The organism is Fictibacillus sp. b24, from assembly GCF_030348825.1.
GTDB lineage: Bacteria > Bacillota > Bacilli > Bacillales > Fictibacillaceae > Fictibacillus.
Map to the genome: position 1 here is coordinate 989,090 of NZ_JAUCES010000005.1, position 18,588 is coordinate 1,007,677.

General features: G+C 39.9%; 24 protein-coding genes and 1 riboswitch. Of the genes, 17 read left to right on the forward strand and 7 right to left on the reverse strand.

Going from position 1 to position 18,588, the window contains the following annotated elements:
* Positions 1-15 precede the first annotated feature (15 nt).
* Positions 16-858 carry a DUF72 domain-containing protein gene (locus QUF49_RS04925; RefSeq protein WP_289494622.1) on the forward strand — a complete coding sequence of 281 codons (843 nt, stop codon included), beginning with the start codon at positions 16-18 and terminating at the stop codon, positions 856-858.
* Positions 859-1,199: 341 nt separating this feature from the next.
* On the opposite strand, the gene QUF49_RS04930 is transcribed toward QUF49_RS04925, so the two are convergent.
* Together QUF49_RS04930 and QUF49_RS04935 are read right to left on the reverse strand one after the other, a co-directional pair.
* A complete protein-coding gene (locus QUF49_RS04930; RefSeq protein ID WP_289494623.1) occupies positions 1,200-1,502 on the reverse strand; it encodes a YunC family protein in 303 nt (100 codons plus the stop codon).
* A gap of 28 nt (positions 1,503-1,530) precedes the next feature.
* A complete protein-coding gene (locus QUF49_RS04935; RefSeq protein ID WP_289494624.1) occupies positions 1,531-1,779 on the reverse strand; it encodes a hypothetical protein in 249 nt (82 codons plus the stop codon).
* A 96-nt stretch (positions 1,780-1,875) separates the two neighbouring features.
* On the opposite strand from QUF49_RS04935, the gene QUF49_RS04940 reads away from it, so the two are divergent.
* From QUF49_RS04940 to QUF49_RS04970, 7 genes are all read left to right on the forward strand, one after another.
* Positions 1,876-2,670: a thymidylate synthase gene (locus QUF49_RS04940; protein WP_289494625.1), complete on the forward strand. Its 795-nt coding sequence runs from the start codon at positions 1,876-1,878 to the stop codon at positions 2,668-2,670.
* A complete protein-coding gene (locus QUF49_RS04945) occupies positions 2,667-3,143 on the forward strand; it encodes a dihydrofolate reductase (protein ID WP_289494626.1) in 477 nt (158 codons plus the stop codon). The genes QUF49_RS04940 and QUF49_RS04945 overlap by 4 nt, the downstream gene beginning before the upstream one ends.
* A 71-nt stretch (positions 3,144-3,214) precedes the next feature.
* Positions 3,215-4,057: a sporulation protein YunB gene (yunB, locus tag QUF49_RS04950; protein WP_289494627.1), complete on the forward strand. Its 843-nt coding sequence runs from the start codon at positions 3,215-3,217 to the stop codon at positions 4,055-4,057.
* A 102-nt stretch (positions 4,058-4,159) separates the two neighbouring features.
* Positions 4,160-4,343, forward strand: a riboswitch (Lysine riboswitch).
* A gap of 143 nt (positions 4,344-4,486) precedes the next feature.
* Positions 4,487-6,076, forward strand: coding sequence for a Na+/H+ antiporter NhaC family protein (locus QUF49_RS04955; RefSeq protein WP_289494628.1), 1,590 nt, complete (start codon positions 4,487-4,489; stop codon positions 6,074-6,076).
* A 189-nt stretch (positions 6,077-6,265) separates the two neighbouring features.
* Positions 6,266-7,768: a sodium-dependent transporter gene (locus QUF49_RS04960; protein WP_289494629.1), complete on the forward strand. Its 1,503-nt coding sequence runs from the start codon at positions 6,266-6,268 to the stop codon at positions 7,766-7,768.
* Position 7,769: 1 nt separating this feature from the next.
* Positions 7,770-7,874 carry a methionine/alanine import family NSS transporter small subunit gene (locus tag QUF49_RS04965; protein WP_156488327.1) on the forward strand — a complete coding sequence of 35 codons (105 nt, stop codon included), beginning with the start codon at positions 7,770-7,772 and terminating at the stop codon, positions 7,872-7,874.
* Positions 7,875-7,920: 46 nt separating this feature from the next.
* Positions 7,921-8,400, forward strand: coding sequence for a hypothetical protein (locus QUF49_RS04970; RefSeq protein ID WP_289494630.1), 480 nt, complete (start codon positions 7,921-7,923; stop codon positions 8,398-8,400).
* Here the strand turns inward: QUF49_RS04970 and QUF49_RS04975 are convergent.
* Entirely contained in the window at positions 8,353-9,351 is a 999-nt protein-coding gene (locus QUF49_RS04975) for a M23 family metallopeptidase (RefSeq protein ID WP_289494631.1), read from the reverse strand. The two genes, QUF49_RS04970 and QUF49_RS04975, sit on opposite strands and share 48 nt — an antisense overlap.
* Before the next feature lie 204 nt (positions 9,352-9,555).
* On the opposite strand from QUF49_RS04975, the gene lipA reads away from it, so the two are divergent.
* On the forward strand, positions 9,556-10,440 hold the full coding sequence (gene lipA / locus QUF49_RS04980; RefSeq protein ID WP_289494632.1) for a lipoyl synthase: 885 nt from the start codon (positions 9,556-9,558) through the stop codon (positions 10,438-10,440).
* 40 nt (positions 10,441-10,480) lie between these two features.
* Here the strand turns inward: lipA and QUF49_RS04985 are convergent, their stop codons facing one another.
* Positions 10,481-11,092 (reverse strand): YhcN/YlaJ family sporulation lipoprotein, encoded by a 612-nt coding sequence (locus QUF49_RS04985; RefSeq protein WP_289494633.1) that lies wholly within the window; start codon positions 11,090-11,092, stop codon positions 10,481-10,483.
* A gap of 119 nt (positions 11,093-11,211) precedes the next feature.
* On the opposite strand from QUF49_RS04985, the gene QUF49_RS04990 reads away from it, so the two are divergent.
* Positions 11,212-11,487: a YutD family protein gene (locus tag QUF49_RS04990; RefSeq protein WP_066238928.1), complete on the forward strand. Its 276-nt coding sequence runs from the start codon at positions 11,212-11,214 to the stop codon at positions 11,485-11,487.
* A 67-nt stretch (positions 11,488-11,554) separates the two neighbouring features.
* Here QUF49_RS04990 and QUF49_RS04995 read toward each other — a convergent pair whose 3' ends face one another.
* Positions 11,555-11,851: a hypothetical protein gene (locus QUF49_RS04995; RefSeq protein ID WP_289494634.1), complete on the reverse strand. Its 297-nt coding sequence runs from the start codon at positions 11,849-11,851 to the stop codon at positions 11,555-11,557.
* A 92-nt stretch (positions 11,852-11,943) separates the two neighbouring features.
* Positions 11,944-12,213 carry a DUF3055 domain-containing protein gene (locus QUF49_RS05000; protein ID WP_289494635.1) on the reverse strand — a complete coding sequence of 90 codons (270 nt, stop codon included), beginning with the start codon at positions 12,211-12,213 and terminating at the stop codon, positions 11,944-11,946.
* A gap of 110 nt (positions 12,214-12,323) precedes the next feature.
* Here QUF49_RS05000 and QUF49_RS05005 point away from each other — a divergent pair, with 110 nt between their 5' ends.
* From QUF49_RS05005 to QUF49_RS05020, 4 genes are all read left to right on the forward strand, one after another.
* A complete protein-coding gene (locus QUF49_RS05005; protein ID WP_289497580.1) occupies positions 12,324-12,764 on the forward strand; it encodes a DUF86 domain-containing protein in 441 nt (146 codons plus the stop codon).
* Between the two features lie 93 nt (positions 12,765-12,857).
* Positions 12,858-13,508: a helix-turn-helix transcriptional regulator gene (locus QUF49_RS05010; RefSeq protein WP_425590453.1), complete on the forward strand. Its 651-nt coding sequence runs from the start codon at positions 12,858-12,860 to the stop codon at positions 13,506-13,508.
* A 181-nt stretch (positions 13,509-13,689) separates the two neighbouring features.
* Positions 13,690-14,457: a TIGR01457 family HAD-type hydrolase gene (locus QUF49_RS05015; RefSeq protein ID WP_289494637.1), complete on the forward strand. Its 768-nt coding sequence runs from the start codon at positions 13,690-13,692 to the stop codon at positions 14,455-14,457.
* 64 nt (positions 14,458-14,521) lie between these two features.
* On the forward strand, positions 14,522-14,659 hold the full coding sequence (locus QUF49_RS05020; RefSeq protein WP_289494638.1) for a hypothetical protein: 138 nt from the start codon (positions 14,522-14,524) through the stop codon (positions 14,657-14,659).
* 63 nt (positions 14,660-14,722) lie between these two features.
* On the opposite strand, the gene QUF49_RS05025 is transcribed toward QUF49_RS05020, so the two are convergent.
* Positions 14,723-15,220, reverse strand: coding sequence for a phosphatidylglycerophosphatase A family protein (locus QUF49_RS05025; RefSeq protein ID WP_289494639.1), 498 nt, complete (start codon positions 15,218-15,220; stop codon positions 14,723-14,725).
* A gap of 196 nt (positions 15,221-15,416) precedes the next feature.
* Between QUF49_RS05025 and yutH the strand changes: the two genes are divergently transcribed.
* The 3 genes from yutH (at position 15,417) to QUF49_RS05040 (ending at position 18,528) form a co-directional block, all read left to right on the forward strand.
* Positions 15,417-16,439 carry a spore coat putative kinase YutH gene (gene yutH, locus QUF49_RS05030; protein ID WP_289494640.1) on the forward strand — a complete coding sequence of 341 codons (1,023 nt, stop codon included), beginning with the start codon at positions 15,417-15,419 and terminating at the stop codon, positions 16,437-16,439.
* A 334-nt stretch (positions 16,440-16,773) separates the two neighbouring features.
* Positions 16,774-17,739, forward strand: coding sequence for a 2-hydroxyacid dehydrogenase (locus QUF49_RS05035; RefSeq protein ID WP_289494641.1), 966 nt, complete (start codon positions 16,774-16,776; stop codon positions 17,737-17,739).
* Positions 17,740-17,751: 12 nt separating this feature from the next.
* On the forward strand, positions 17,752-18,528 hold the full coding sequence (locus QUF49_RS05040; protein ID WP_289494642.1) for an SDR family oxidoreductase: 777 nt from the start codon (positions 17,752-17,754) through the stop codon (positions 18,526-18,528).
* Positions 18,529-18,588: the final 60 nt, after the last annotated feature.

An 18,588-nucleotide genomic window follows, 5' to 3' on the forward strand; every position in this document is an offset into this window, starting at 1 on the left:
AGGTGACTTCAAGAAATGATTAAGATCGGTGTTACAGGTTGGGGAGATCACGATTCTCTATATCCAGATGGTACCCCTGCAAGAGATAAGCTTGCTGTCTACAGCGGCCATTTTCCTGTTGTTGAGGTCGATTCTTCCTTTTATGCGGTTCAGCCTGTAAAGAACTATGAAAAGTGGGTTACAGCCACTCCGAAGGACTTTTCCTTCGTTGTTAAAGCCTATCAAGGCATGACAGGTCATTCGAGAGGCAAATTACCTTTTGAATCAGTTAAAGAAATGTTTGAAGCTTTCGTCTTGTCCATTCAGCCTGTCATCTCGTCAGGGAAGCTTGAGATGGTGCTTTTTCAATATCCCCCATGGTTTGATTGTAAGAAGGAAAATGTTCAGATGCTTCGGTATGCGAAAGAAATGATGGGAAACATCCCCGTCGCTTTAGAGTTTCGGAATCAAACATGGTTTAGCGAGGAAATGACAGAGAAAACGGTGAGTTTTATAAAAGAAGAAGGATGGATTCATACGGTTTGCGACGAACCCCAAGCCGGGACAGGCTCTATACCTATTGTTTTGCATGCAACACAAGAAAAAACACTCGTACGTATGCACGGCAGAAACGTATATGGATGGAACAATCAAGGTCAGCCGAATTGGAGAGAAGTCCGATATCTTTATCGATATAATGATGCCGAACTAAATGAATGGAAAGAACGGATTCAGAAGCTTGCATCAGAGACAAAGAATCTTACCATCCTATTTAACAATAACTCAGGTGGAGATGCTGCTGACAATGCAAAACAGATGATCGATTTATTGGATATTCATTATGATTTTCTAGCGCCAAGACAATTGGACTTGTTTTAACCTTTTCCTAATATTACAAATTGTTTTCAAAAGATGGTAAACGATTCAATTTTTTAAATGGACTGATATACTAATAGGGTGAATTAAATCAGTTAAGCTGGATAAAGAAAGTGGGGATCACTTTGGATTATAAAAAATTGATTCAGATGATGTACTGCTTACAGGTTGCCTTTGTCGTCAGTGGCGTTTACTTGCTTTTCGTTTACATATTTACGAACAATTCGAAACGTATCCAGTTTCTTACCCTCGTGTTATGTATTAATCTAATATCATTAAAGATCACAAGAGATCGTTTTAAGATATAAAGAAAACTGCGCGTCTTATAGCGCAGTTTTTTATCATTAAAGCATCTTTAAAAGTGCTTTTCGCCCTTGCATACCAACTTCAATACCTTTTTCCCTTGCTTCAAGTGTAATTGATTCTAAAGGTGCATCCAGCAGCTGTTCGATCGTTCTAACGCCTACAGCGCGCCCTGCAATAATTTTACGGTCCGCTAATTTTTCATTTAACAAAGCTACATCTAGTGCTCCACACATGATATATCCATTATCGTTAAACACAGCCATAAAATTTGTTTTTGGCAAACGAAGGGTGACAGCGGTAAATGGATGTCCTTCTATTAAGATCGGGTTCATCTCTAACATGCTTCCACTCCTTTCTTCATTATTATTTTTATGTATAGATCAGGGAAAAAGTGTTAGGTGTTGACGCTATTTTTATGGATTTTTCATGAACAAAAAGGGAGTCGGATATGATACGATTAAAAGAAAAAGACTCTTTTCGTAAACCTTTGTTCCTTTTTTGGTAGTGGTTGATTTCCGTTCCAGGTGCTCGCTTTCCGCGGGGCAGGCGGTGAGCCACATTCGTACGTTTCACTTTTAAGTGTCTCACCTGACCGCTTGTCCCGCAGGAGTCTCCCACCTTGCTCTCCAATCAACGGTCATAGAAGATAAAAATGAGGTTTGAAAGCAACAATCTTATATAAAAGAGTCAAAGAAATCGAGGAGGCGATGAGGGATGAAACAATACTTGGATTTTCTTCAAGATATCTTACATAACGGTACGAAAAAAGAAGATCGGACAGCCACTGGCACGGTATCTGTATTTGGCCGTCAGATGAGATTTGATTTAGAGGAAGGTTTTCCGCTTGTTACAACAAAGAAACTTCATTTGAAATCCATCATTCATGAATTGCTTTGGTTCTTAAAAGGTGATACAAATATCGCTTATTTAAAAGAAAACGGTGTTCGGATTTGGGATGAGTGGGCAGATGAGGACGGAAATCTTGGTCCAGTTTACGGTCACCAGTGGCGTTCATGGGCTGCTCCAAACGGTGAGACCATCGACCAAATCTCAAACGTTATTGAAGACATTAAGAAGAATCCTGATTCAAGACGCTTGATTGTGTCTGCATGGAATCCTTCTGATGTACCGAATATGGCGCTCCCGCCTTGTCACTTGCTATTTCAGTTTTATGTAGCTGATGGCAAGCTATCTTGTCAGCTCTATCAGCGCTCAGCTGACAGCTTCCTAGGTGTGCCGTTTAATATCGCGTCTTATGCACTACTTACAATGATGGTAGCCCAAGTAACGGGTCTTAAGCCAGGCGAGTTCGTTCATACGGTTGGTGATGCACATATTTACTCCAACCATCTCGAACAAGTAGAACTGCAGTTGACTCGTGAGCCGAAGCCGCTTCCTAAAATGAAGTTGAACCCCAATGTGACGAACATTTTTGATTTTACTTACGATGACTTTGAACTGGTTGACTATGAAGCACATCCTCATATCAAAGGCGTGGTGAGCGTATGATTTCTTTTGTCGTTGCAATGGATGAGAATCGGGCCATTGGGAAAGACAATGATCTTCCGTGGTATCTGCCGAACGACCTTAAGCATTTTAAAAATGTAACGATGGGGAAACCAATCGTCATGGGTCGTAAAACGTACGAATCCATCGGCAAGCCTTTACCTGGCCGCGAAAATATAGTGGTAACGAGAGATGACAATTATCAAGCTGAAGGAACAACGATTGTACATTCTGTAGACGATGTATTGAAGAAAGATGCCGAAGAATTGTGTGTAATCGGTGGAACGGAGATTTTTAAATTGTTTATGCCTGTAGCTGATCGCCTATATGTGACTGAAATTCACCATACCTTTGATGCGGATACTTACTTTCCAGAAATCAATCGAGATGAGTGGCGTGAAGTCTCACGTAAGCCAGGAATTCTTGATGAAAAAAACAAATATGCACATGACTTCGTTGTGTTCGAAAAAAATTAAACCATAAAGTTTGAATGAGCCCCCCTCTTGTCTGCATACATATGTATATGTAGATAAAGGGGGGTTACCTTTTGCTTAAACGTCGAAAAATGAAACTCCGAAAAGGGCCGCTTCCATTCCGGTTTGTACTGCTGATCTCATTTATTCTTTTTACTTTTATAACCATACAAGGACTTTGGCTTGTGAACAGAGGCATTGAACCTACGCTTATGCTCATCGCTCAAAAGAAGACGGAAGAAATAGCAGCACTAGCGATAAGTGAAGCAATTGATAATGAAATATTAGGTCCTTCAGAGATGGATGATATTATTGAATATAAGACCGATACGGAAGGAAATGTCGTGTTTGCAGGCATTAATCAGAGCGTAGTTAACAGGGTTGCCAATCAATCACAGAAAGTGGTTCAAAAATACCTCAAGGAAATTGAAGAAGGTAAAGCACATGAAGTAATAAGCAACGAAGAATTAGGGATAACAGCATATAAAAATGAACCAGGTGTCATTATGGAAATTCCGCTAGGGCAAGCAACGAGAAACTCCTTACTTGCAAACTTAGGTCCTAAAATTCCAATAAAATTCATGCTCATTGGTGAAGCAAACACGGATATTGAAGAAAAAATCGAGAATTCCGGTATCAATAATACATGGATTAATATTGATATTGTGGTAACTGTCAAAACGAGGATTGTTATTCCTTTTGCAACGGAAACAACGGTAGTAAAAAGACCGATTAAGATTACGGCTCAATTCATAAAAGGAGAGGTACCTGTTTACTACAACCAGTCCGGAGATCCGATTCAGCCTACTGTTCCGATCACTCCTGATTTAAAGGAAAAGCCTAAAGACGATAATGAGCTGGATATCCCGGAGGAGAGCTCGTCAGAAGAATCGGGTGATGAGGAAGCGGCAGAGTAGGATATTCCTGAATTTAACAGTATTCATTTGGGTTGACCATTTATACAACTTTGTTATAATGAGAATTGAATTTAAAATTTTATATGTCTTTAAGCCTATCACCGATGGGGTAGAGGAGCGGATTTTATAAGTACTTTTTCAGAGAGTGACGTCTGTGAAGAAAAAGAAAAGGAACTTCCGCCGAAGCAAAATGTAAACCGTCTGTTCACTTTTGCTGGGTTTACACTGAAAAAGTGTAAAACTGTCACTGCTTGGGAATTAAAAGCAGTGGAGGACTACTGATCGATGAGGAAAACCATAAATTACTTAAGTGATTGATAGCGGGTTATTTCCTTGTCTATTAATCGCTTTTTATTTTGTCTTTTTTTCCTCAACGTCCTGTAAACACTCCTCAAAAATCGATGGCTAATGAAAAGAAGGAGGAACATCATGGAATTTGAGAATTCGATTTATTCATTAATACCGCCCGTTTTGGCCATTTTAATGGTTGTTTTAACACGAAGAGTATTGATCTCTTTAGGGGCTGGAATTGTAGCGGGAGCACTATTGCTTCACGATTTTAATATTGGTGCTACATTAAAGGAAATTGGAACGATTGTAAAAGGGCATTTCGTGTCTGACGGAGCATTAAATGAATGGAATGTATATATCCTGCTGTTTCTATTGATCTTAGGAATGATGACGAGCATTATCTCTTTAGCTGGGGGAAGCCGAGCTTTTGGTGAATGGGCAATTTCCAGAGTGAAAACAAGAAGAGGTGCACAGCTTTTAACGGTTGTTTTTGGACTAGTTATTTTTATTGATGATTACTTTAATTCACTTGCTGTAGGAAATGTAAGCAGACCGATTACAGATCGCCACCGTATTTCAAGGGCGAAACTCGCTTATTATTTAGATTCTACTGCTGCTCCTGTATGTGTAATCTCGCCAGTGTCTAGTTGGGGAGCTTACATTATCGGGATTATCGGTACGATTTTTGCTACACATGAGATCACAAACATGTCTGCGTTCAGTGCTTTTATACAAATGATCCCTATGAATTTTTATGCAGTTTTTGCACTTATTCTTGTGTTTGCGGTTGCTTATTTTCAACTTGATTTTGGACCGATGAGAAAACATGAAGAACATGCTTTTGCAACAGGTGAAGTTATTGATCCTGAGAAAAAAGCAGCTATTGGTGAAGGAATCAAACTTGAAGAAAGCGATAAAGGAAAAGTTGGAGATCTTGTTTGGCCGATCGTTCTTTTAATTGTTTCAACAGTTGGATTTATGATCTACACGGGTATTCAAAATGTTAAAGGCCTTGAAGAACCAACGGCTGTCACTCTTTTATCTATCTTTGAAAATACAGATGTACCTAAATCATTATTATATGGTGGTTTAATTGGATTGGCGGCAGCGATTCTGTTCTTTCTGCCTAAAAAAATGGGAGCTGCTTCACTAGGAAAAGGACTTGGACGCGGTGTTCAATCCATGATTGGTGCTGTAACGATCTTACTTTTTGCTTGGACGATTATCTCCATTATAGATAGCTTAGGAACAGGTAAGTACCTCGCTGGACTGGTTGATCAGCATATGAACTTAGCTTATCTTCCATTCGTTCTTTTTGTCCTGTCAGGTCTAATGGCTTTTGCGACAGGTACTTCTTGGGGAACGTTCGGTGTGATGCTTCCGATCGCAGCAGAAATTTCAGCATCAACTAACATTGAACTGATGCTGCCAGTACTTGCCGCTGTGCTTGCTGGATCTGTTTTTGGAGACCATTGTTCACCAATATCAGATACAACGATCCTTTCATCAACAGGAGCGGGAAGTCATCATATTGATCATGTCATGACACAGCTACCTTACAGTTTAATCGCTGCTGGAGTATCTGCAGTGGGTTATCTTGCACTCGGATTAACTGAAAGTGTTTGGATAGGACTATTGGTGTCAACGGGAGTATTTGCTATCGCTTTGTTATTTATAAAAAAATTCTCTAGTAAAAATAGCATTGCTGACAATTCTATAAAAGCATAATTTTGAAAGTGTCTGGTAGTAAACCAGGCACTTTTTCTTATATTTATACGACTTCTTTCCCCTAATTCCGACAAAATAACTAAAAACGTTTTGACAGATTTCAACGTTATGTAATATACTGAACGCAGAATAATCAGAAAAAAGTAATAATTTTAAACTTTTAGATTTTGTAAAAAGGGGGACACAACAATGGAAAACAGGCAACAATGGGGAAGCCGCTATGGATTTATTTTAGCAGCGGTTGGTTCCGCTATCGGTCTCGGCAATATCTGGAGATTTCCGGCAGTTGCTTATGAAAACGGTGGAGGAGCATTTTTTATCCCGTATCTTGTAGCACTCTTAACGGCAGGGATTCCCTTACTCATCCTAGAATTCACATTAGGACATAAGTACCGGGGTTCAGCTCCACTTTCTTACTTCCGTCTTCACAAGAATGCAGAATGGCTAGGATGGTGGCAAGTTTTTGTAGCGTTTGTTATTTCCACTTACTATGCTGTAATCATCGCATGGGCGGTAAAGTACTCAATTTACTCGCTAAACCTTACTTGGGGAGATAAGCCTTCCGATTTCTTTTATGGAGAGGTACTTCAATTAAGCAAAACGCCTGGTGACATCGGTGGTATCGTACCCGGCATTTTAATTGCACTTTTACTCGTATGGGTTGTAACGTTACTAGTTCTTTATAAAGGTGTATCTAAAGGAATCGAACGCTTTAATAAAATTTTTATCCCAGCTTTAGTTATTATGTTTTTATTAATTGTTATTCGTGCAATTACGCTTGATGGTGCTGCTCAAGGTTTGAATACATTCTTTACACCTGATTGGAGTGCTATAAACAACGGTAAGGTATGGGTAGCGGCTTATGGTCAAATTTTCTTCTCGTTATCTATTGCGTTTGCGATCATGGTAACGTACTCAAGTTATCTGCCAAAGAAATCAGATATCAACAACAATGCTTTTATTACAGGTTTTGCAAACTCAGGTTTTGAACTTCTTGCTGGAATCGGAGTTTTTGCTGCACTAGGGTTCATGGCTATGCAACAAGGTCTGCCCGTACAGGAAGTTGTAAAAGGCGGAATCGGACTAGCATTCGAAGTATTCCCGGCTATCATTAATGAGTTCCCTGGTGGGAATGCATTTTTCGGAACAATGTTCTTCTTAACACTTGTTTTTGCTGGTATGACGTCGTTGATCTCAATCGTAGAAACGTATGTGGCAGCATTACAAGACAAGTTTGGAATCTCTAGAACAAAAGCAGTATTAATGGGTGGAGGAGTAGCTTCAGTTATCTCATTGCTTTTCGCTACAAAAGGCGGACTGTACATGCTCGATATCGTGGATTACTTCATCAACAACTTCGGTATCACATTAGCTGGTCTTGCAGAGGTAGTTCTAATTGCTTGGTTCGTTAAGCAATTAGGCGGACTTCAAAATCACGCAAATGCGATCTCCGACTTAAGAACAGGATTATGGTGGAAAGTTTGTCTTGGCGTCATCACTCCAATCCTTCTTGGCTACATGATGTTTGATAACATTAAGCAAAATATTGCAGAGAATTACGGTGGATACCCTACAGAACTTGTTGTCACTTATGGGGTTGTCGTTGCAGTAGGCGTCATCGTACTCGGTATTGCATTAGGTCTTGTTAAATGGAAATCTGATGTAGTTGAAGAGAAAAAGGAGGTCAGCTGATATGACTAGTAGTGCAATTGCAATGATGGTAATCGGCATGGTCATCCTGTGGGGCGGACTCTTAGCAAGTATTGCAAACGTAGTTCGTGTTTCTAGAAAGAAATAATAAGGGAAGCTGGTTCTTCAGTTGAAGAACCAGCTTTTTTTATGCTGTGGCGCTCGTAAATCAGAGCAGAGCTCGAGATTTACGAGCGATTCCAAAGATTTACGAGCGATTCCAAAGATTTACGAGCGATTCCAAAGATTTACGAGCGATTCCAAAGATTTACGAGCGATTCCAAAGATTTACGAGCGATTCCAAAGATTTACGAGCGATTCCAAAGATTTACGAGCGATTCCAAAGATTTACGAGCGATTCCAAAGATTTACGAGCGATTCCAAAGATTTACGAGCGATTCCAAAGATTTACGAGCGATTCCAAAGATTTACGAGCGATTCCAAAGATTTACGAGCGATTCCGAAGATTTACGCTCGTTCACGGAGGTTTATGCTCGCTCCCAAAGATTAAGCTCAACAACTATCCTCCGCGTTTCATCCAAACGAAAAAAGAAGCCCTAAAGCTTCTTTTTTCATCATCACTATATTTATCTTCTTCTGCTGCTGATTCGTTCCTGACGTTCCCAAGCTTTTAAATAAGGATACGGATCGAATGCCCACTCGGTATATCCGTTATCGCGGTACATCCCAAAATGCAGATGAGGCGGGAATTTACCTGACGTTCCAGGAGGCCCATACCCAGTACTTCCTACATATCCGAGCACCATGCCAGGTTCAACGATTGTTCCTTTTTCAATGCTCTTGTTGAAGCTGCCTAAATGGGCGTAATAGTGATACACATTGTTGATATCTCGGACCCCAATTCTCCAGCCGCCAAAACGGTTCCAGCCTTTTACTTCTACGATTCCGTAAGAAACGGCTTTAACTGGCACGCCGTAATCTGCAAAAATATCTGTTCCTTCATGAATACGCAATCCGCCAAAGCCGCGGCGGTCACCCCATGTACTTCGATAGCTGTAGTTCGATCGTAAAGGCACGATAAAGCTGTGTTTATCTAAGGAAACTGTACCGTATGTCTCATAGATCTTTGCGTTTTCCATAATAATATCAACGGCTTTATCTCGTTGATAATAGCTCCATAATCCAATTCTGAAATTCTCCGTATCATGACCGTGTTTTTGAATGATATCAGCAAAAGTAAATAAAATATCTTCATCGTTGTTTCGGTCAGCTATACCATCATTATTTCCATCTTTTCCAATACCGCCAAACATTGAAATCCGCTCAGGGTTCGTATCATCCATTGTTGGGTTGATTGGCCCAGACCATTGTATGGGAGAAAAGTAAATGCCCACAAGACCTTTTCTAGCAGGCAGGTCTCTTCTTGCTTTTCTTACACTTCGTTCATATTGGTCAACCCCGGCAAAATAGTGCCATGGAATAAGTGTAACGGACTCCATTTTTTTGTAGAGGCTGAGTCTATCTACATCTTCTTTTGAATATCGCTCTGCGGCCGCACTCCTGCTTTCCGGAAGAAAGGTTATTAGAAGGGCTGCCAGAGTGAGGAACAGGACTGTTTTCCTCATACGTCCCAATCCACTCCTTTCTTTCATTTACCTATAGTTTGTTGAAGTTAGGAAAAAACATGAAGGAAAAATGTTGGAAAAAACTCATGTTTGGAGTTTTGGCCTGTCGTATGGTAGAGTATTGATGGGACAATAATGTTTAATTAGAAACTAAATAACAAACGTTCATTATAGTGAAGACCAAGAAAATTTGGGGTGATGATGATGGCAAAGAAAGAAGAATATGTACGTAAACCCGAGTGGTTAAAAATAAAGCTAAACACGAATGAAAATTATAAAGAACTTAAGAAAATGATGCGTGAAAAAAAGCTACATACCGTTTGTGAAGAAGCGAAATGCCCGAACATTCACGAATGCTGGGCTGTTCGTAAGACCGCTACATTCATGATATTAGGCGACATCTGTACACGCGCATGTCGTTTTTGTGCAGTAAAAACAGGATTGCCAACAGAACTGGATCTGCAAGAACCAGAACGTGTTGCTGAATCTGTTGAACAAATGGGACTAAAACACGTAGTTATTACAGCTGTAGCACGTGATGACCTTAAAGATGGGGGAGCTCATGTATTCGCTGAGACGGTTCGTGCGGTTCGTGCCCGAAACCCATTCTGTTCGATTGAAGTTCTTCCTTCTGACATGTTAGGTGACTTTGATGCACTCAAAACGCTAATGGATGCAAAACCGGATATTATGAACCACAACATCGAAACAGTGAGACGACTTTCTCCAAGAGTTCGTGCACGTGCTACGTACGACAGAACGATGGAGTTCTTAAGACGTGCAAAAGAAATGAATGCAAATATTCCAACAAAATCCAGTCTTATGATTGGACTTGGAGAAACATGGGAAGAGATCATTGAAACGATGGATGATCTTCGCGCAAACAACGTAGATATCATGACCATCGGACAATATTTGCAGCCGACGAAAAAACATCTAAAAGTACAAAAGTACTATACACCTGATGAATTTAAAGAACTGCGTGATATCGCTTTCTCTAAAGGATTCAAGCACTGTGAGTCAGGACCGCTTGTACGATCTTCTTACCATGCAGATGAGCAAGTTAATGCTGCTGCACAAAACAGCTAAATAAAAAAGAAACCAGAAGCAAACGAACTGCTTCTGGTTTTTATTTTCCTTCCATCTCACTGCGCATATTATTGGTTTCCCCGTTCATTTCACCATTCTCATTTTCCCCATAGTTCCATTTCTTGCCTTGAGGGGCTTTTTTCATTTGTTGAATCAATCGGTCCATAATACCTTCTATTTGTTCCGTATCATTATTTAATGATTGGTACTGCTCGATCTTATCAATCATGCCTTTTTCATCAGACACGTATACATGGAAGTACCGTGGTACAACCGAGAAGGCAGTCATCTTCACTTGGTCTGCAGCAGCGTTTCGGTCCTTGTTCGTTGTTTTGTAACCGATTAGAACCTCTTCATCTGTAACTAATGTGCCGACATCTTTAACATCAGGCAATTGAAGAACCATATCTGAAATCATATCTGCAAGCTTTTGACGATTTAAGTATGGAACGCCGTTTCCTGATTTTACTTTATCCCCGGACATATGGCGCATATATCCAAAATCCCCATAATTCATGTTGTTGCCAATCCGATTCTCATCTTTTACATTCGTTTTTGAAAATTTATATTCTTGACCCATTTTCTTTTGGTCAGCACCTCCGCATCCAGAGAGCACGATGCTGATTAATAAAAGCATTCCTAATTTTTTCATAAATGTTCACCTCCTTATCATTAGAATGACCTTAAACGCAATTACTTTACAAAGAAATTGTTGGCTGTAAAAGGCACAAACATGGTAAAATAAGTATCAGGAAATGAGGTGAAGCATTTTTGATTACAGTTGGTAATTATTCCTATGAAGTGATTGAAGATGTACGTGAAGCCTTTAATGAGGAACAATTTAAAGCGCGCTACAGTGAGATTTTACATAAATACGATTATATTGTTGGTGATCTCGGATACGAACAGCTTCGACTCCGCGGCTTTTTTGAAGATAACCACGAAAAGGCTACGTTCGATACGAAAATCAGCACACTGCCGGAATACATTTATGAATATTGCAATTTCGGTTGTCCGTATTTTGTAGTAAAAAAAGTAAACCCCTGAGTTGAATTCAGGGGTTTTTCTTTGTCTAAGCGATGACAGTAAATGGTTTACTTAAGACAGCCAAGCTTTATGAGCCTCGAGAATCGTCATATGGCTGTTCTGTATGATATTCTGGGTCATCATGTGTCGGATGCGCACCAGGATCTTGTCTTTCCAGTCCAGCATGAAGGCTTTTGTTTTCATAGTTAAAGGCACTATAATATCGCTGTTCTTCTCTCCAAGGAGTGGATTTTCCTAAAGCCCTCTTAATGGGCGATCCATATGGTCCTTCAGGTAAATCCTCGGGAAGTACATAGTTACGACCGGTCTCCACATTCGAAAAATCGGTGTATTGCCTTTTTTCTTTTTCGAACAAAAAAACCATCCTCTCATAGGCCAGTTTAGGATAAGAACGTATCCTTATCTAAAGTGTGTCCCATAGAGCATGATTCTTTCTTGGTACATTTTGATTACTGCTTAAACAACATCAGATAAAAAGTCACGAAGTTCCATCGCGTCTTCTTCTGTTAGATTAAACGCATGTTCTAAATAGCCCTCTTCTTCTAAATCGTCCTGGCCGATAATGGCATAATGACTTCCAAGCATGTTTAAAACAAGGGACTTCCCGTAATGACGTGTTGTTTTTACAATCGCTAGATCAAAACGTGTATTTCTTCCCATAAAACTCACAAAACGTGTTTCAGTCGTTTCCTTATCATCGTATAAGAAAAAGGTTTCTTCACTCATTCTTTGTTCCTCCTCCAATAAATACATCACCAAATTTTCATTTGAGGCAATCATGATGGCTCCTACTTTATGTTACACTTTACTTGAGAAACTTACAAAAGGTGATGACTATGTATTTTGTTGATCGAAAGAAAATCAATGAACATTTAGTGTATATGGATGAATTGTTAAAGACATTTAAAGAAATGTCCTTACCAAAAAAGCAATTGGAAGTACTGGCATTAGAAAGAATCGGACACTTATTGATCGAGTCGATGATGGATGTTGGAAACATGATTATCGACGGATTTATTATGCGCGACCCTGGAAGCTTTGAAGACATTCTTGATATCCTAATCGATGAAAAAGTTATTCCGAATAAAGAAGCTCTTTCTTTGAAGCAAGTCGTAAATCTCCGCAAGTCACTTGTTCAGGAATATACTTTAGCAGATGTAAAAGAAATATACAGTACGCTTAATAAACATATACAAGAACTTGAGGCATTTCCACTTCACATTAAACGCTATTTAGAAGAGGAACTCGGTCCTGTTTCAGCATTTCTGCCTGAATAAAATAAAGTAAAAAATAGTTTTTATACTTTTTTATATAAAAATGTACGTTTTCTTGTATTTACGGTAAAATGGTAACAAAGGATGGTGATGACCATGAAGAATCACACCTCAACCCGTGATGAAATCATCTATCTTTTAAAGAGAAATAAACGGATGACCGTTACGGAAATGGCAAAATCCCTAGGTATAACAGAAATGGCCGTTCGGCGCCATCTTAACACATTAGAGCGTGACCATGTCATTGAAACGACTCTAGTGCGGCAAGCCATGGGAAGACCAATCCATTTTTATCATTTGACAGCGAGCGGGGACGAACAATTTCCACGAAACTATTCAGGACTTACAGTAGAATTCTTAAATGATATTGAAGAAGTGAATGGAACAGAAGCCGTAGATCTATTATTTAAAAGACGTGAAAACCGTCTGCAGGATAAATACAAAGATCGAATGAATATCCTTTCTGATTTTGAACAAAAGGTAAACGAACTTGCCAACATCCAGAATGAAGCAGGATACATGGTCGATTGGAAGTCGGGAGAAGTCCCTGGTACGTATGTATTAACAGAATACAATTGCCCGATCGCTATGGTGGCAAATGAGTATCAGCAAGCCTGTTCATGTGAACTCTCACTGTTTAAGCGCATGCTTCAAACAGACGATGTAGAGCGTAAGACGTGCATGGCTAAAGGCGGAGATTATTGTTGCTATATTATAAAAGAAGAAAAGCAAACATCTGAAGTGTAGACCGCTTCAGGTGTGTTTTTTTTTTTTTTTCACTATCCAGAAACTATAACTTGTTAGCATGCGTAACAAGTTTAGGTCGATAGTATAAGCGCAACTAAGTCTGACGAAAAAGATTTGGCGTCAGACAAGTTTTCTTTAGCAGTGGGCAAAATGATAAAGGTACATAAAAGGAGAGAATGTGATGAAAGCATATAAGGGATTCTTGATTGATCTAGACGGAACGATGTATCGGGGCACCGAAAGAATTATGGAAGCAGTTGACTTTGTAAAAAAACTAAACGAACAAAATTTGCCCTATCTATTTGTAACGAATAACTCTTCTAAGACGAAGAAACAAGTGGCAGATGTTCTTCAAGGATTTGATATACCAGCATCTGCTGAGCATGTTTACACAACAAGCATGGCAACGGCTAACTATATTGCAGAAATAAAAGAAAATGCGACAGTTTATTGTATCGGGGAAGATGGCATTAGAGAAGCGCTGCAGGAAAAGGGGCTTCAGCTCGTTGAAGAGAATCCAGACTTTGTGGTTATTGGTATCGACCGTTCCATTACGTATGAAAAGTTAGCTAAAGCTTGCCTAGCAGTTCGAAACGGAGCAACTTTTATTTCTACGAACGGTGATATCGCTCTTCCAACAGAAAGAGGGCTTCTGCCAGGAAACGGATCTTTAACGTCTGTTATTACGGTCTCTACACAAATAGAACCCACGTTTATTGGCAAACCCGAGTCCATTATTATGGAAATGGCATTGGAAACGCTCGGAACAAAAAAGGAAGAAACACTCATGATCGGTGACAACTATCAAACGGATATTATGGCCGGTATTCGTGCGGGAATGGATACGCTGCTTGTTCACACAGGAGTGACAACGAAAAAACATCTAGAGGAAATTGAGGTGCATCCAACTTATACTGTAAACGGATTGGATGAGTGGGATATTAAATAATCCGCTACCACAGGTAATTGTTGCTTTGCTAAATCTCTTCATTGACAGTTGATTGGAGTGCAAGATGCGAGACTCCTGCGGGACGAGTGTGACAGGTGAGACTTCTAAGTGCGCAAAGCGCAGAGAAGGCTCACCGCACGCCCCGCGGAAAGCGAGCATCTGGAACGCAAATCAACTACTTTCAGAGAGCAGCAATGGTTAAAAACCAGCCAAAATAAAAAGGCTTAAGTCAAAAGAGAATTCCTCTTGTTCTTAAGCCTTATTTTTATTCTTCATTTGCTGCGCGATGTGCCAATCGGCTGGACGCAGCGGCTGCAATAGCTCCCACGATATCATCCAAAAACGTATGAACCTTGCCTGTAGATTTATCATTTAACTTTTCTAAAATGCCAGGCTTTTGTTTATCAATAAATCCGTAATTTGTAAAACCAATTGAACCATATATATTTACGATAGAAAGTGCAATCACTTCATCAATCCCATACAAACTTTCATCTCGAGCCAAAATTTCTTGAAGCGGCTGTTCAAGTTTTTTTTCTTCCGCTAACACATCAAGTGCAATGCCAGTAAGGATTGCATTTTGTACTTCACGTTTAGCAATGACTCTTTCAACATTTTCTCTGCAAACATCCATTTTTAGGTCAGGATGATAGGGGACTTGGAGAAAATAAACGAGTTCAGCTATATCGTTTACCGTAACGCCCCGTTCGTTCAGCTGTTTACGTGCTGTTTCTTCGACTTTTTCCACTTTTTTGTTTGGCATCCCTGTACTCCTTTTCTCGATAAGTCTCCTTAGCTTTGTATAGTATATGTTTTCATGATAAAGTTATGAATTTATAAAAAGTGCTAACCACTTCGCCTATATGGGCATACAATGTTGTATCCATAAATGCGGTGTTACGCTCATGATCACTTAAGCAATTAGCCGCTGGAAAGCTGAAGGGGTGGGGGGATCGCCTTTGTTTGAAAGAGATATATTTCATCACTATCAATTGGTTTGTGAAGACAGAAGATCTGAATCTGGTTATCGAACATTCTATTGCAAAGGAAATCAATATATCGTGATTCCGCAGCAGCAAATGTCCTATGAAAAGCTGCAAGAAATGTCATATATCAGTGACTATCTACAGCATCGTGGAGAAAATTCTCTGCCCGTGCTGCAGCCGACCATTACGAACATGCCTAGCGCTTATGTTGACGGCGAGTCCGTAATCATTTTTAAAGTAGAGCACAAAAAAGGAGAACAGCGTAATATTGAACTAGGTTCTGAACTCGCAGAATTCCATAAGCGTGGTAAAGGGCTTGAGCAATATTATCCTGTTCAGCAAATTGCATACAGCCAGTGGCCAATGTTGTGGATCAATCGAGTGGATGAGATGCATAACAGGTATGCAGAAGTATCAGCAAGAAAACAAAGGAATGATTTCGACGAACTATTTCTAACTACCTTTCCGTATTATGAGGGAATGGCAGAGAACGCTATTCAATATATTACAGATTATCAGTTAGAAAGAGGACCAAAGGGAATTGGCTCAGCTGCCATCTGTTATGACAGATTCACTGAACGTTCTTGGATCAGAACTTCGAACAGCTTTGTTAAACTGCCAGTTGGCTGGGTGATTGACAGTCCAATGAGAGATGTAGCAGAATGCATCCGTGAAAAAATTTATCAGCCAGAGTTCAGAAGTCACGAAGTTTTACAATTTATCGATGAATACGAAAAAGTGAAGCCATTATCAAAAGGGGCTTGGCGGCTTCTATATGGAAGACTGCTTTTCCCTTCACAATACTTTGATACGGTTGAAGATCATTATGCTAACGAAAGAGATATTGGAAAAGAGTTATATGTACGCCGCTTTACTGACTTAATCTCGTATGAAAAACAAAATGAATACTTCCTGAAAAGTTTCTTTAGATCCATCGGTCTGCCAGTTCGTGATTTAAATATTCCAGTAGTCGACTGGCTCGTTCCGATGATTTAAAAAGAAGAGGTGACTCAAAAATGTACTTTTGAGGTCCACCTCCTTTTTTTGTTCTTTTTAATCTAAAAAGTGCTCAGTCGTTTCTGCAGCTCGGACAAAATAAGAGAGTGTTCGTCTGATGTGAACAGCCTAAATGATATCCAAGGTAACCACTTTTATATCCGCGGATAAGCTTCATAATTCCGAGTATAGACAGAATAATTCCGCGTATAAAATTATTTATCCGATTTTCGACAAAGCCTTTCTAACAGGCTTCAAAAATATTGTGTACGCAGCCCCATTTCTTTATTTTCTTACCACCACATGAGAAAATAACAACAAGGAGTGAAAGCGGATGCAAAGACCATATGTTTTTATTACACGAAAATTACCTGATGAAACACTAGTTGAATTGAATCAAATAGCAGAGGTCAATATGTGGCCATATGAAGAAGAAGCGGTTCCTCGAGATGTACTTTTAGCTGAGGCTTCAAAAGCAGATGGGCTGCTCACTATGCTTTCTGACAACATCGATGCTGAATTGCTGCAGCAGGCTTCATCACTTAAAGTAGTAGGAAATCTGGCTGTTGGATATGACAACATTGATATAAAATTAGCCAGCAATCTAGGCATTACGGTTTGCAACACACCAGATGTTTTAACCGATTCTACGGCAGATTTGGCGTTTTCTTTAATTCTCGCAACAGCTCGCAGAATTGTCGAATCGGCCAATTATGTAAAAGAAGGAAAATGGAACAGCTGGGGACCTTTATTGCTCGCAGGAGCCGATGTTCATCACAAGACAATTGGTATCGTTGGTATGGGGAGAATCGGTGAAGCAGTAGCAAGACGAGCAAAAGGATTTGATATGAAAATTTTGTATCATAATCGAAATCGCAAGCCAGAAGCTGAGCTCTCACTAGATGCCGAATACAAAGATTTTCATGAGCTCTTAAAGCAATCAGATTTTGTTGTCTCACTAGCTCCATTAACCGCGGAAACAAAAGGAATGTTCAACAGAGAAGCGTTTCAAAGTATGAAGGATAGTGCAATCTTTATCAATGCCGGCAGAGGAGCATCGGTTGATGAGGATGCCCTTGTAGAAGCACTGGAAAACAAAAGAATCGCTGGTGCGGGACTGGATGTTTTTGAAAAAGAACCAATTGATCCAAAACACCCATTATTGTCGATGAAGCAAGTTGTAACACTCCCGCATATCGGCAGTGCCAGTGTAGAAACAAGAATGAAAATGGCTGCACTTGCCTGCAGAAACATAGCAAATATATTGAACGGAAAAGAGCCTGAAACACCTGTCAAATAAGGAGGAACTGTATTGATTCGTTCTTTAGAAGGAAAAACAGCCATTGTCACAGGGGCTAGCCGAATAAATGGAATCGGAGCAGAGGTTTGTTTACAGCTCGCAAAAAGAGGAGCAGACATCTTCTTTACGACATGGGGTACATATGACAAGGATATGCATGCAGGCGATCATCAAAGTGACCCAGATCGCCTTGTTGAAAAAATTCAGAGTTATGGCGTGAAGGCTGTTTATGAAGAAGTTGACTTGAGCGTTTCTAATCATATTTCACTTCTTTTTGAAAAACTAGAGCAAAAATTAGGACCATCAAGTATTCTTGTAAACAACGCTTGTTTTTCAAAAAATCATAAGTGGGAAGATACAACGAGTGAAATTCTTGATTCTCATTATGAGATCAACATTCGGGCTACGACCCTTTTAAGCGTAGAATTCGCAAAGCGTTTTACAGGGGAAAGAGGCAGCATTATTCATCTAACTTCAGGTCAGTCAAAAGGCCCGATGACAGGTGAGCTTGCCTATGCTGCAACAAAAGGAGCGATCGATGCGCTCACTGTTACGCTGGCAGCTGAAATCGGACATAAAGGTATTACGGTTAATGCGGTTAATCCAGGTCCAACAGATACGGGATGGATGACTGACGATGTGCAAAACGTTCTCCTGCCTAAGTTTCCGTTAGGAAGAATCGGAAAACCAGAAGATGCGGCAAGATTGATCGCGTTTTTAGCATCGCCCGAAGCAGAGTGGATAACAGGGCAAATCATCCATTCAGAAGGCGGTTTTTTAAGACAATAATAAATAACATTTGTGACTGGCTTTTGTGGTTTGATTATCTGACCATAAAGTCAGTTTTTG